The sequence below is a fragment of the Lacticaseibacillus zeae DSM 20178 = KCTC 3804 genome (assembly GCF_000260435.1).
Taxonomy (GTDB): Bacteria; Bacillota; Bacilli; order Lactobacillales; family Lactobacillaceae; genus Lacticaseibacillus; species Lacticaseibacillus zeae.
The window spans coordinates 1-14,747 of sequence record NZ_BACQ01000033.1 but is presented as its reverse complement, the minus strand read 5'-3'; the positions used below and the strand labels follow the sequence as shown (position 1 = coordinate 14,747).

The window sequence follows — 14,747 nt, the reverse complement described above, 5'->3', positions numbered from 1 at the left end:
TTTGTACCTTCCAAATACCCTTCGTTGCAAAAAACTTCTTACTCTGCTGCTACCAACTCACTCGCATCCACCAACCGCTTGGTAACCCGCCATAACTCCGCCACATCTTCCGGACGCGTCAAACCAGTGGCCTTGTCGATAATCGAACTGTAAACATGCGGAATGATCTGCTTAACACCAGCATCCAGCGCAATTTGAAGAATAGCTTCAAAATTGTTCAAATCAATGCCGCCAGTTGGTTCGAGGTTAAACCCTTCTGCCGCGCAGGCTTGGGCAACGGCACGGAATTCGGCTTCGTGTTTCAAACCGCCCATGGGGAAGAACTTGAAGCTGGTGCCGCCCATGTCCTGTAACAAGGCGATAGCGGTTTCGACTGGCACTTCCGCGGCTGCTTTTTGGCTACTTTTTGGACCAGTGGCGATGTTGACCACGCCGACTTTGCCGGTTGGCGAAACCAACCCGTTAATCACAGTGTCGGCTTGTCCCAAAAGTGCCCGGCTGGTGCCGACGCCGGTGAAGACTTGATTGACGTGCTGTGGCTGCAAGACTTTGGAAACACGGCTGACCATCGCACTTTGGTTCGGGTCGCCGGCACAGAAGCCGACTGACAGGCCGTTGTTAGTGACTTCCTGGTATTTTTTCATGTCGTCAATTGCGGCTTCGTCGGTGTCGTAGTTTTTGGTTAAAACGTCCACGACCACGTGGCCTGCTGCGGCTTCGTAGATCTCTTTGGCGTTTTCAACGGAGCCAGCCAAAACGTTCAAGGCAACACGATTTTTGTAATAGTTTGGGATTAAATTCATGGGAGCGATCCTTTCTAGGCAAGAATTTCTTTGAGGCGACTAACAATCAGGTCCATCTCGGCTTGATCGACGGCACGAATGTCGAACTCGATGATGCCCTCATTGGCGCGATATTCGCGGGTGTAAATTGCCGGGTTGCCGGCTTTGAGTTCGGCGGTCACTTGCTTGGCGTCTTTGGGACTGGAAGCTTCGACAGTCACGGCGGCGCGGAAAATTGGCCGCCCGGCTCCGTCTTGCACTTCCTTAACGTTCAGATGTGGCACATCATTGAGCGCCGCCACGAACGGGTGCAGCCGAGCTTTCATCGCTTCGCCGGATTCCGGGCCGTTGTCAAGATACTGAACGAGCGCGGTGGTGAAGCCGAGAATATTTTCCTTGCCGATTTTCATCGCGCGACCGATGCCCAGACCCTGCAACTTGGTCCAGCTGATGTACGTTCCTTGCCGAAGACGAGACCGGAAGCGGGGCCTTCAATCGCTTTGGCACCGGAGAACAGCACCACATCAACGCCCATGTCGACGTACTTCTTCAGATCTTCTTCCGCCGCGGCGTCGAGAATTAATGGCAGCTCATGCTTGTGCGCCACTTCCAGCGCCTCTTGAATCGTCAACATGCTCTTCTGCACGGCATGATGACTCTTCACGTAGAAAATAGCTGCGGTGTTCTCATTGATCATCATCTCAACGTGTTCCGGCGTGCACATGTTGGCATAGCCGGCTTCAACCACCTGACCACCGCCGAGTTCGATCATGACTTCTTCCGGCGTGCCGTAGTCGACATTGTGACCCTTTGGCAGAATGATCTCGCGCTTGGTGTAGCGCGGTGGAAACGGATGGTAAGCGTGGTATTTGCTACCTTGGCCGATGATCCCGGCCACCGCTTCCGCAATCCCCGCAGACGCCGAGTTCACCACCAGTGCGCCTTCTGTCCCCAACTTTTTAGCGATAAAATCACCGGTCTTGTCGGTCAGATCCTTCATTTCAAAAAAGTGGGTGTCGCCAAATTGCTGCGCCTGAATCGCGGCCTCCGGAACTTTGGAAACGCCCAGAATGGTCATTTTGCCACTGGCGTTAATCACGTGTTTTAAATCATAAGTGCTGTAATAGTCTGTCATGCTCGCTGTGCCTCCAAGTCGTATACCGTCCCGCCAACAATGGTGCAGATCGGGGTGATCAATTGATGGCCGGTTTCCGTATTGCCATTAGAATCCGTTAATACTTTATCACCCGTTGCGACATTGTAAATGGTAATGTCAGCGTCTTTGCCCGGTCGCAGGCGTCCTTTGTTCAGCAGGTGGAAAGTATCAGCCGGCGCAAACGTGACCATCCGAATCACTTCCGGCAAGGTGTAGCCAACTTGAAGCATTTTTTCCATGGTGGTTACCATGTCATAAACCGGCCCATTTTCCCGATTACGGTGATAAATATCGGTGCTCAGCGACTTTGGATCCAGCCCATGGTCGCGGGCAATTTTCATGGTTTTAAAATTAAACGAATCGGTTCCGTGGCCGACATCGAAGACCATGCCGCGATCATAAGCATCGTAGACAAAGTCCTTGATCTCACCGTTTTCGTCAATCATCCCGTTCGGTTTGCCATTGTATGCGTGGGTTAAGACGTCACCAGCGCCCATCGCCTGCAAAATGTCCTGAAGTTCTGGCGGATTCCCACCGACATGAACCATAATCGGCAGATGACCGAGCACTGCCGCGTAGGACCGCGCCGCCAGTAACGGTTTGATGTCATTGTCAATCACCACCGAATGGCTTTCCCGCGCCTTGGTCCCGACGATAAAATCAGGCAAATCAACCACTACGTCAAACAAGGCTTCTTTGTTGACCTTCTCCATATCGCCTAATTCGTCTTGCGCCAAAATGCCGGTGCGCCCGATATTAATCAAAGCGTAAACGTTGGTCTTTTTGTCGCGGGTGATGTTGTAAAAATCACGAATATTGTCCGCACCAGTTGACCCGGCGTCGATAACCGTTGTCACGCCGGATTTATAACCATCGGCATCGGGATCGTCATAATATAAGGTCAGTTTTTCATAACAACGCACATGATCGTCAATCCAGCCTGCACTGACATACGAATGACCATGCAAGTCGATTTCTTTTTGACCGCTGGCCCCTTCGAGCTTCGGCGCGATCGCCGCGATGCAATTGCCGTTAATGCCGACTTCAATCGGCTGTTCGCGTTCTGTTTTGCCGTTCTTGATCAAAACATCAAACACAAGTTAAGACCTGCCTTTCTAAAACGTGATCGCCGGCGCAGAAATCTGCGTGTAAGGACCTCGGTCGCAATGGCCTAAACCCGGGCCATCACGCCCAAGGCCGCTTACACTCCGATTCCTAAGCGCGCCGGTTCACACTCTTTTAAAGTTTCACCGGGAAGAAGAACCCCATAATCATAGCGCCAATAATCGCACCGCCCGGAATTGGCTTTTTCCATGCGTAGAAAAGTGCTGCTCCGATTGTGCTGCCGATCCCGATCGGAATGCTGGCGGTGACGGCACTCAGAATGATCAGCGGGCCGAGGAAACGGCCGGTTTGGTTTCCGGCACCCATCATGACATCCGCGCCAAATGTGGCATTACTTTGATTAATGGTAAATTTCCGCACCAGGAAAATGATACCCCCAATGATAATGCCCAACACAGCGCCGGTTAGAAGCGCCAGTCCAAAGTTGGCGACCAACGGTTTGGCCCCAACGGAAAGTAGGATGGCCGGAATTCCGATGCCGACACCGGTCAGAATCGAGCCGCCGAGATCCAGAATCCCGACCAGCGAGCCTTCCAAGATCCGAGCGAACAGGAAGCTGGCGCCAAACGCCGCGGCGGCACCGTAAGAACCGCCTGTCATCCCTGCCTTCAACATCGCCACGATCGCGACTTCATTGAAGGCACCGACACCGTAATTGAAATACATGGACGTCCCGGCAAAGACCCCTGCCGACATCAATGCGACAATCACAACGAAGCCCCAGTCTGCGTGCCAAAAGTCATGTTCGTTGGCAACTGCTTTCAATTCTTCATCCGCAGTTGCGGTGGTTTGTTTATCCGCCATACGTCAACACCTCTACTTTCCGCCTATCATTTGATGGACATTCGACAACCAGCCTGGTGCATTCAGGTTAAAGGACTTCAACAAGTTAAGATCAAAACCACGGAAGAAGCCAGACAGGACAAACAGCAGAATCGCTGCGGCCAAAATGGACTTCGTAATCCGCGTCCAGCCAAGTTCGTCGACCCCTTTTCCGATTAAAATGCCCAGCACCACGCCTGGCACCGCATTGCCCATGATCATTGCAAACAGTCCGCCAAAGACCGTGCCGAATAATCCGGAGCGGCGTCCGGCATCAATTGCAGCCAGCCAGAAAAGAATCGGCATGATCAGATTAATCAGCTGATTGGCAGCCGGTACCAGCACCTTAACCGCCGTTACCTGCAACGATTCCGGAATCGAGCTGGAAGTGACATTCAGGAACACCACGACCACTGCGCCGACAATCGCACCGGCAATCCCCATTTTCTTCGGGTTATGCATGGTCTGTTCGACATTGCGATTCTTCATCAACAAGCCTGCTGCTGCCCAGTTCGGAATCACACGGTGGGTGATATCCTGGGTAAACGCGCCGGCACCAACCGTTGATGCCCAAGCATTGAAGAAGAACCCAAGGCCGAAGCTAAAATGCGAAGCCGGATCGCCTTCTGCCGCATTCATTTCCCCCAAGGTACGGAATGCGCCCAAGGCTTGGGTTTTCGGCGCCGTAAACATCCGCGCTGCCCCAACGCCTGCCGCAAAACCTACCAGTCCACCAATAATGATCGACTGGAATAAGATTGTTAATATTGGCAATTCATTTCACACCCTTCAACATATTTTTCAAGTTTGGCAACGAAAGTGCATCCGGTGACGGCGTCGTGACATCTTCAAACGTCAAAGCATCAAGATCAATTGCACTCACGGCAACCGTCACGGCCAGCGTGACCGCATAAGTCGTTCGCGTCCGCTTGAAAAAGAAGAACAGGAACTTCTCGGTATAACTGGATTTAACTAACTTAAGCGGCTCAACTTTTTCCGGAATAATCCGTAAAATGGCTTCATCGCCGTTGCCAACCAGTTGCTTTTGGATGCTGCTAAAAGCGGCGGCAAACGCCTGTTGTTTGGTTTCGCCTCTGCCGGAAACGGTGACCACCTGACGTTTGGTTTCATTCACGACCGTCATCTTACTCACTCCTTAAGCTTCCGGATATTTCTTGTTCCATGCCTCGACCAAGGCCTTCCCCAATGCTTCCTGATCCATAAACCCGAAGCCAAGAACCTTGGTGCCTTCTTCAATCGCGGTCACGCCTTCTTGAATCGAGCGCATGCCGTGACGTTCCGGCCAGCCATATTGCGTATGCGCGGTGATGGCACCGGCACCGCCAGAACCGCAGAAACTAATGCCCATATCCGCTTTTTCTTTGTCCATGACCTGACCCAAACGCATATCGGCGCCCATGCCCGGTACAACAACAGCGGTACCGCCAGCGGCTTCAACACCTTTAGCAACGTTTTGACCCTTACCCATTCGATCTGCAATAACGACTTTAACCATTGTAAATTCCTCCTAATAAGCTAACTTGCTGTCTTCAAATTTTGTTCTGTGCTGCTTCAAAATGAATCGATAAAATATACTTCTCGGCGACGGCCAAATGCCCGATGTGCCGAACAACCTGATCCGCCAAGTCAAGCGACTTTTGGGAAACATCGGCAAACATTTGCGGACCGACCGCTGGGAGTTGTTCACCAGACTGAGAACGGTTCAGCATTTCAATTAAGTGATTCGTGAGAACCTGTAGCTGAACATCGGTAAATCGAATCTCCGTGGCTGCCGCTAGTCCAATGACATAACGAACCAGCGCTTCCGCCGCCTGAGCATCACTGCTTTGTTGGATCATCGTTTGAACTTCTTCCGGTAATTCATCGTTGGCTTCCAGTGGTGTCATCCCCCTTCTATGATGTTGCGTGACTTAGGCTCAAATATTCCAGAATCGCATGCACCTCAGCCCGATTAATGTCCAGCCCATGATCCGAAAAGACGTGCTCGACGGTCCCGACCAACTTCGGATCATCATGATTCGGCTTTCCCTGATACTGTTTGTTAAACATGATGCGTTGTACCGCCAGAAAAACGTGCATCATGAACGCATCCCCGTAATACGGATCAATTTTGGTCGGCAACTGCAGCTTGAGTTCTGAATAGATGCTGAACATGGTAAAAATCGTCTGCTGCGTCTGCTGTTCCAAATTTGGCTTTGGTTTGATCGGTACGACAGGATGCTGCGATTTGATTTGCGCCAGCGGTACCTGTAATTTTTTGGCGACTGCTTGGCGAATCGCGGCAATGTCGGTGGCATTAGGCAATGGCTGCACTTCGATCACCTGAACATCCACATTTTTGAGTGGGAAAACGCTGATGACCAGTTCCGGTTGTTCGCGTGCAATCAAGGCCCGCGCATCGTCAATGGAAGCAAAGCCGACCAGTTCAATATTCGGAATGGCCGAAGCGATCCGCTGCTGAATCAAATTGGTAATCCCGATACCCGTCGCACAGACATAAGCAACCCGAACCGTCCGCATTTGACTGTCGCGATTCAGCGAGACCATGAAATGCAGGGCGATAAAGGAAACAAACGCCTCGCTCAACACCGCTTTATCATTGGCCAATTCCTTATTGACGGTTTTTTCAATGGCCGCAAACAAGTCCGGATATTCTTGCTTAATGTCTTGCGTGAACGGACTGTATTCCAGAAGCTGACTGTGCTTGCCTAAAGACTGGCTCAGGTGCAGGTACAAATTCTCCTGCAACTGACTATCATGACTGAAATCATGATCGACCAACGCGCCAACCGCCAAAATGATACGGTGCGTCATCGCCACCAGGTTGTGATCCTGGGCAGCCGGCTGATCGTGATCGCGCTGGCCAAGGTAATACGCAATATCATCTGTCAGTGCCGGCAGATTATAAAAGGCTAGTGTGTTCATAATCAACTTGCCAGTGAAGTCTTGCTCAGCTTGGGACTGGGCAACGCGGTGATAACTATTCACCAGTTGATTAAAGCCCTGGCGAATCACGCCGATCGTCAACCGAATGATCGTCGCGATCAGCTCACTCGGATCGGGCATGTGTGCTTCCGCTTTCCGCAGACGAATGGCTTCTTTCAAAATCGTGTTAAATGCGTGACCAAATGTTGCCTCACCGGTTAAAATCACCGCCCGTTTCGGTTCAGTTTGCGTGCTCAGGCTATCAACCAGTTCCGCCATGAGCGTCTTCCGATTCAGCTGCTGGGTGATCAACTGTTCCAACAAGCGGCGAATGTCCAATTCGGTGCCATTGAGCTTGTAGCCATAGTAGTTTTTGCTGGTCAGCTTCACGTTGAACTGCTCCAGATAAACCGCCAGCTTCTTAAGATCATTGTTGACCGTTGTCTGGCTGACATTCACCCGCGCTTGAAACTGTTGCTGGGTCGTATAATCACCGGTTTGCGCAAGAATCAAAACCATGCGGATGATGCGTTCGTTTGGTGCCAGATAATGATCGGCAATTTGTTCATCGATTTTCTCACGCAAAGCCGCTCTGGCAGCATCGCCGGCTTCAATCCAAATCCCTTTGCGTGGCGCACTCTTTAACGCCGAGCCCTTCGCCGCCAGCCAATCACGAATATCGGCCAAATCATACTTCACGGTTCGGACGCTGACCCCTGCCGATTCAGCTAATTGCTTAGCGGTCACCGCCCCTTCGGCATTCAACAACTGCAAAACAAGTTGTCGCTGCCGGTTACTTAATGGCATCTGTTCACCCCCTTTGCTGTTAATGTCTATCATTACTGTAAAGCGCTTTCTCAAACGAAACAACAGGAACTGTTTGCACGATTAATCGTGCAAGAATATGTGATCGGGTCAACAAGAAAGTCATTGGTCTGTTCCAATATCAGGACTCGTTGTTTGACACCGTTTCACCGATTAATCATTAAATTGCTTATATTCCGGAATCACTCCGGGTCATGACAGTCCTTGTGAATGATTCTTATTTTCAAGCCTTTAAGATTCACCCATATCTGTGTTTCACAATCGGGAAGTTCAATTCGTGCAAAATGAATCTTACATTCTTTTAAAATAACATCGCCAATTCTTCATCCACTTGTCTCTGTGTACTTGATAGACACTACCAGCTCTTGTCGTTTGCCCGTTTAACTGAAGCATTTTTCTAATAAGCCATGCTCACGTAAGATGCCAAGATTCAGTTTTGTCACTGTCACAGACATCTTGTTTTAATCGGTCGAACATGATGGGCACCCTTTTTGTCATCAATCTATTTTGGCCTAGTCAGTTCTGAAAACGTTTTTAGAACTTGAAACTCTGATATAATTAGCATTAACCACGTAAAGTTGGAAAGGGAGTTAATTATGCTTAAAGCCATCGCACTTGATATGGATAACACGTTACTTAATAGTAAGAAGGAACTCAGCGTCACGAATCGGGATGTGCTTCGGTACCTGAATCGCAAAGGTATCCGCATTATTCTTTGTTCAGGCCGGCCGTTTGCCACGTTGGAGCCCTTCTTGGAAGAATTGCATGTCACCAAAAATGACGATGTCTGCGTCTGCTTCAATGGCGGCTTGGTTCGACTGGTTCGCGAGCATACCGTGATTAAGGAAACGGCTTTGACCAAGGAGCAAGTCGAACCGGTTTATGATCTGGTTAAAGAAAATGGCTTCAAGCTGGACATTGTTGGCGAAGATAAAGTTTATTCGCTGACCGAGTTTGGTAAATCAAGTTACCAAACGCTAATTCCTAAGCTGATGCCTTTTACAGACACGGCCTTTGATAAGGTTCCGGCTAAGTTGCCGATTTTCAAGGTTGTGATCGCGGGTGAGCCTGACATGGTCGATGCCGCCGCGACTGCTGCAAAATCACTGAAGAATCTCAACGTCGCCCGTTCACGCCGGACATTGTTGGAAATCATGCCGGAAAACGTCAACAAGATGAATGGCTTAAAAGCAGCGCTCAACTTCTACCGCATTCCGCGTGAGCAACTTGCTGCCTTTGGCGATGAGGAAAACGACAAGGACATGATCGAATACGCCGGCATCGGTGTCGCCATGGGCAATGCCATCCCATCCATCAAGAAGATTGCGGACATTACCGTGCCGTCCAACGATGACGATGGGGTCGCAAGTTACCTAGTCGATTACTTCCAGATCAGTCCAACCGCCATTCGGTTATAAGAATTGATTGGGTTAACAGCTCAAGCATTTAGTCGTTTCACGTATCTTGTTTCTTCTTCATGATTTAGGAACGCTTAAAAATATTTTTTCTGAATGTTTCAACTCTAAAAGGCCCGATATTCTTGCGTTCAAACCACGCAAGAATATCAGGCCTTTTAAGCATTTAACAAAACCTCAGATGTTCTCCTACTGCTTGCTGTCAATATAAGCAGAATAATCTTCCATAAAATAAAAACGTCAAGTAAATCTATGGCTTCATTGCCAAAAACCTGGCTAGTGTCTTGACAGAAGCCATCTCAGGTAATAAGCTTTTGCTATTAAGAATAAATGAGAATAAATTGTTTTTAAAATGTGAAAAAATTGGGTATTTTGGAAATTTCTTTTAAGTCTCATTTTTCTTAATACAAAATCTAAGGGGGACGGGCGTTCATGAATAAAAATTCGACGACCGAAATGAAGCGACATTATAAGATGTATAAGGCGGGCTCCAAATGGATGACTGCTGCGATCATTACGTTTGGTACGAGTTTGATTGTCTTGGGCGGCACCGCCACCCAGTCCGTTGCCGCCGATACGACGACAGAAAAGACGAGTCAAACGGCCCAGTCAACCAGTACGCAGGCTCAACCTGCCGCACAAACGACGACCAGTCAGGCGACAGCCAATGATGCTACTAGCAACGCGACTCAGACTGCTGCGGTCAAAAGTAGCGCGACTCAGACACAGGCAGCACCTGCCCAAAATACACAGAGCAGTGCTAGTCAGCCGCAAGCTGCGACCCAGCAAGCCTCATCTGCGACAGCGAAAACAACCGCACCAGCGTCTGCCGCAACCACGCAAATGAACACAAGCAGCACGACCAGCCAAGCAACAACAAGTACGGCAGCAACAGCCACTAGCCAGGCAAGCACTGCGGCGACCGCAGCCAGCACGGCTACTACAACTAATCAAACGCAAGCCAGCTCCGCCGCGACCGCCGATCCCAGGCCAGCTAACCAAGATACCTTGACCAAAGGCAACGTCAAAGGGCTATGGGATGAAGGCTACCAAGGCCAAGGCATGGTCGTGGCCGTCATTGACTCCGGGGTGCAACCGCATGCCGATTTGCGTCTCAGTGATGACAGCACCGCTACGCTGACCAAAGAAAAAGCCGAAGCTGCCATCGCCAAACTAGGCTATGGCACCTACGTCAACAGCAAGATCCCATTTGCCTACGATTATGTTAACAACGACAGCGTTAATACCGGTATCACCGAGTCAGGCTCCACCCACGGCGAGCACGTTGCCGGGATCATTGCCGCCAACGGCACCACCGCAGACGGTGCAACCGGCAAGGAAAAGGCGTCTACCTATGTCAAAGGCGTCGCGCGTGAAGCCCAGATTCTCGCCATGCAGGTCATCGATGACTTCCCGGATGAAAATGCGAACGATATCTCCCGGGCAATTCGCGATGCCGTCGCACTCGGCGCCAATGCCATTCAAATGTCATTGGGCATCGGTGTTACCGAGCAGGATTTAACCGATGAAGAGCAAGCGGCAGTTCAGTATGCCACGGAGCATGGCGTTTTCGTCTCGATTTCAGCGGGTAACAACGCCATCGCCGGCAGTATCATCGGTTCTAAAACGCCAAATGATATCTCCACCGCCTATGCGCCTAAAAACGATTCGACGATTGGCGATCCCGGTGCCGCTGCATCAGCCATGACAGTTGCCGCAGAAACCAGCGCAACTGGCGCGGATTCCCAGATGGACGGCTTTTCTTCTTGGGGTCCGATGGCTGATTACACCTTAAAACCAGACATTTCTGCGCCTGGCGATAACGTCACGTCCACCGCGATTGACCCCGCCACTAACACGCAAACATATGCCGTCGAGTCCGGCACGTCCATGGCCGGCCCGTTCAACGCTGGTGCGGCTTTGCTCGTTATGCAGAAAATCAAAGCAACCCAGCCTGACTTAACCGGGGCTGATCTCGTCAAAGCCGTTAAGTTAGCGCTCATGAACGCGGCTGAACCGATGAAAGATATCAATTATCCAGACACCTACATTTCCCCGCGGCGTCAAGGAGCTGGCCAAATCGATGTCGCCAAAGCCGGCGATTTGACGGTCAGCGCTGAAGGCAACAACGACGCTGGTTCCGTTTCACTCGGTAAAATCAGCAAAACCACGACATTCACCGTGACCCTGACGAACCACGGCAAAACCGCACAAAACTACACGGTTGATACCAATGGCGGCCCACTCACCCAGGTTCGCGATGCAAGTAACGGCAACACCGTCCATGATGAAACGCTTGTCGGGGCAACCGTCAACACCGATACGGCCAACATCACACTTGCTGCTGGTGAGACCAAGCAAGTCACCTTCAAACTCTCACTCGATGATTCCGTTGCCGCCAACCAACTAGTTGAAGGCTATCTCACTTTTAAAGCAACCGATGCCGCGCAAACGATCAGCCTCCCTTATCTCGGCTACTATGGTGATCTCACCAGTGAACAAGTCATCGACGCACCGGCCAACAGCGGCGAATCTATTTTCAATGGCGGCTATCTGGTGGATACTAACAACAATCCGCTTGGTGTCACCGACGCCGCCTCGCTGAGCAATTTAGTTAACACTGACACGACTGGCAAGTATACATGGACGCTGGTACCCACTTACGTCGACAACAAGAAGGTCTCATTTTCACCAAATGGCGACGGCGCCAGCGACACAGTCTTCCCATACGTCTTCTCTAAGCAAAACCTGAAGTCGGTCACCATCCAGATCCTCGACGCTCAAGGCCATGTTGTTCGGATCCTGGACAAGGAAAACAACACCTCCAAGTCCTACTTGCAAAATGGCAACAGTTTCAATTCCGATCTGGGTTTAAGCACCGACATGCGCCTCGATCCAAACGCCTTCACTTGGGACGGCAAGATTTACGATCAGGCAACCGGCAAATACGTCACCGCACCGGACGGCAAATACACGTACCGGCTGGTGACCGAGCAATACAACACGGGAACCCAGCAGAATCAAGACTACGATTGGCCAGTCACCGTTGATACTGTTGCGCCAACGCTAACCGGCCTAAGCTATCAAGACGGCCGCGTCACCGTTCATTACGATGATCAAGGCGCCGGCTTCACCAAGTTCAGCGATTTGGCACTGAAAATCGGCAACAAAGCATACGGCGTCAATTTAAACAACAACGGCCAAAATAACGACGGCACGTTAAGCTTTGAATTAACCGCAGCTCAAAAAGCCACACTAGAAAATAGTGACGGCAGCCTGACCCTGACGTTAACTGATGTCGCCGGTAATAAAACCAGCGCCAGCCTGCAAGCAACCGCCGGCACGCATCAAACCGATACAACCACGCCAACCTCTGATGTTGCGCCGCAATTCACCTGGAAGGTCGGCGATGGCCCTCACAACTTCTGGCGTTCTGAAGGCTTCGTTCAAGCGGTTTCCGACCAAACCAGCTTTACCGCTTACGCTCAGGTACCGGCTGGCGTGGACTGGATCGTCTATGCCACTGATGCACAAACCGGCAAAATCTTCCCAGGCACGGTCGACACCAAAACCGGGACTGTCACCTTCAACTTGACCGAATCCGCGCTATATGGAGACTTTATCGGCACCGTCCTTTCACCGACCGCAGACTTCGGAACTTATGAAGAACCTGGCCGTTCAGACGGTGATGAAATGATTGTCTTTTTGGATGCTAACGGCACTGCCGGCTACGGTCACTTCAGCCAGAAGAACGTGCACGTTGTCGTTCCGTTGCAAGACAATGCCAAGGCTGCGGCCAACGCGACCAAGACCAGTGGTGTGCCAGTGCTAGGTGGCCGCGCCTTTTCCCAAATCACGACGCATGCCCAGCCAACTGCAGGTCTAAAGTTCGACAAATTCAACGACAATTCCTTCACCTTGGTTGGCGCTGACCAAGTCGCCGATATCTACAACGCGCAAACCGGCCAGCTAACCATCACCGGCCACGTCGACAACCCGGCTGGTAAAACGTTGACCGTCACGGATGCCACCGAACCGGCAAAAGCCGTCACAATCGGCGCAGATGGCAAGTTCAGCTTCACCGTGCCATTCAAAGCCGCCGAACAGCAATCGGTTGGCTATCGGCTGACCGACCCAGCCACCGATGGCTCGAAATCAACGAAAACCGCTTATGGCGAGCTGCAAATCTACCTCGACACCATCTTCCCGACACTCGATCTGCCGCAAGCCGACACATTGAAAGTCGATGACCAAGGCAACTACGATATCACGACAACCAGTGACACGTTCACGGTCTCCGGCACGGTCAACGACAACATCAACGGCTACCGGCTCTACACCAACGGCGATAACGTTGTCCACCAAAAGAATCTGGCTGGCTTCAACAACCATCTTGATCCGCAATCGACAACCTCTAACCCATACGGTGCCGCTGATTTCAACCAGACTTACACCCTCAAAGACGGCGATAACTACTTCACAGTGACAGCCGTCGATATGGTCGGCAATAAAGTTACCAAGGTCTTCCATGTCGTTAAGGTTAAAACGCCGACGCCAACGCCTGGTGATAATGGCAACACCTCGGGTAACGGCAACTCGAACCAGCAAGGTACCGGTGGCAACGCCGGTAACCAAGGCGGTAATGGTGGCAATCAAGGCAACAACGGTGGTCCTCAAGGTGGTAACGGCCACGGCCAAAACCCAACCACTGGCAATGGCACGCCGACCACGCCAACAACCGGCACCGGCTCCAATGGCGGTAACGGTAATAACGGCCAGCAGAGTCCAAAACTGGTGACGCTCGACAACAAGCTTAAGAACCAAACCAAGACGCCTGCTGCCAAGAATGGCACGACAGCCAATGCCACCCAACAAGCTGCAACCGGCAAAACCATGCCACAAGCCGGTGAAGCTCAGAGCCCGCTAGCTGTACTCGGCCTCGCTATCGTCAGCATCTTTAGTTTCATGGGCTTTGCATCCCGGAAAAAACGCGTCTAGACTAATGCTAGAAGCACAGAGTATGCTGCCTATCGAAGGAGATGAGCCCGATGCAGCCAGTGACCATTACGAATCTCGATCGGCTCTTAACCGCCTTGATTCAGGCGCGTCAACGCGGCGAACTGCATGAAACCGTTCTTGAACGCTTGCCTAGCGAACCAGGCGCCGACCACATCTTCGGTACCCGCACAGACAAAGGTGAATTCAAGCCGCTTATCCGCTTTCGGTTTGATCAGCAATTGCCTGATAACTATGCGGATGTTCTCAGGAAGCATGGGTACCAACTTGTGGTTGTGCATGAGAAGCACCGCTCATAAGCTTGGGTGATGGCAGATTCTCATTTCAACGTTCCCTGGTATAACGACTATGTATAAAAAGAAACAGGTATTGTACCGGCATTTCACAGCTGGTACGACACCTGTTTTTTTATGCTTCAGTTCAACGTTTTTATTTGTCGCTCCGCCCCACTGTGCCGTTTAACTGATCAGCGGTAATCGAGCAGTTGTCGTCAACCCACATGCCGGGTTAGTTGGATCTCGATGATCGTGCAAAAAAATAGCCGCTTCCCTGGCAGGGGATGCGGCTATTATGCCATCATGGCGATTTTTTTGATCAATCTTACGATATCAGAGCAGATACTCTTTGCACAAGCTTTTTTCAAGCGAAGTTTAAATGTAT

11 protein-coding genes and 1 pseudogene are annotated in these 14,747 nt (G+C 51.0%); 3 read left to right on the top strand and 9 right to left on the bottom strand.

Annotation, left to right across the window (positions count from 1 at the left end):
• Positions 1–38: 38 nt before the first annotated feature.
• From dagF to GSO_RS07350, 9 genes and pseudogenes are all read right to left on the bottom strand, one after another.
• Positions 39–803, bottom strand: a complete 765-nt coding sequence (dagF, locus tag GSO_RS07390; protein WP_010490677.1) for a 2-dehydro-3-deoxy-phosphogluconate aldolase — start codon at positions 801–803, stop codon at positions 39–41.
• 14 nt (positions 804–817) lie between these two features.
• Positions 818–1,917 (bottom strand): annotated as a pseudogene (locus GSO_RS15720) (DgaE family pyridoxal phosphate-dependent ammonia lyase).
• Complete coding sequence (locus GSO_RS07380) at positions 1,914–3,035, bottom strand: amidohydrolase/deacetylase family metallohydrolase (protein ID WP_010490675.1); 1,122 nt, start codon at positions 3,033–3,035, stop codon at positions 1,914–1,916. Before GSO_RS07380 ends, GSO_RS15720 begins: the two are co-directional and overlap by 4 nt.
• 142 nt (positions 3,036–3,177) lie before the next feature.
• On the bottom strand, positions 3,178–3,867 hold the full coding sequence (locus GSO_RS07375) for a DUF4310 family protein (protein ID WP_010490672.1): 690 nt from the start codon (positions 3,865–3,867) through the stop codon (positions 3,178–3,180).
• Positions 3,868–3,879: 12 nt separating this feature from the next.
• A complete protein-coding gene (locus GSO_RS07370) occupies positions 3,880–4,659 on the bottom strand; it encodes a DUF4311 domain-containing protein (protein WP_010490671.1) in 780 nt (259 codons plus the stop codon).
• Position 4,660: 1 nt separating this feature from the next.
• A complete protein-coding gene (locus GSO_RS07365) occupies positions 4,661–5,029 on the bottom strand; it encodes a DUF4312 family protein (protein ID WP_010490668.1) in 369 nt (122 codons plus the stop codon).
• 12 nt (positions 5,030–5,041) lie between these two features.
• On the bottom strand, positions 5,042–5,401 hold the full coding sequence (locus tag GSO_RS07360; RefSeq protein WP_005687737.1) for an SFCGS family glycine-rich protein: 360 nt from the start codon (positions 5,399–5,401) through the stop codon (positions 5,042–5,044).
• Positions 5,402–5,435: 34 nt separating this feature from the next.
• Positions 5,436–5,792 carry a transcriptional regulator gene (locus tag GSO_RS07355; RefSeq protein ID WP_010490654.1) on the bottom strand — a complete coding sequence of 119 codons (357 nt, stop codon included), beginning with the start codon at positions 5,790–5,792 and terminating at the stop codon, positions 5,436–5,438.
• A 7-nt stretch (positions 5,793–5,799) separates the two neighbouring features.
• Positions 5,800–7,638 (bottom strand): BglG family transcription antiterminator, encoded by a 1,839-nt coding sequence (locus GSO_RS07350; RefSeq protein WP_010490652.1) that lies wholly within the window; start codon positions 7,636–7,638, stop codon positions 5,800–5,802.
• 614 nt (positions 7,639–8,252) lie between these two features.
• On the opposite strand from GSO_RS07350, the gene GSO_RS07345 reads away from it, so the two are divergent.
• From GSO_RS07345 to GSO_RS07335, 3 genes are all read left to right on the top strand, one after another.
• The gene (locus GSO_RS07345) at positions 8,253–9,074 is read left to right on the top strand and encodes a Cof-type HAD-IIB family hydrolase (RefSeq protein WP_010490649.1); all 822 of its coding nucleotides are present in this window, start codon (positions 8,253–8,255) and stop codon (positions 9,072–9,074) included.
• 429 nt (positions 9,075–9,503) lie between these two features.
• On the top strand, positions 9,504–14,069 hold the full coding sequence (locus GSO_RS07340) for a S8 family serine peptidase (RefSeq protein WP_010490648.1): 4,566 nt from the start codon (positions 9,504–9,506) through the stop codon (positions 14,067–14,069).
• Between the two features lie 50 nt (positions 14,070–14,119).
• Positions 14,120–14,386: a hypothetical protein gene (locus GSO_RS07335; protein ID WP_010490646.1), complete on the top strand. Its 267-nt coding sequence runs from the start codon at positions 14,120–14,122 to the stop codon at positions 14,384–14,386.
• Positions 14,387–14,747: the final 361 nt, after the last annotated feature.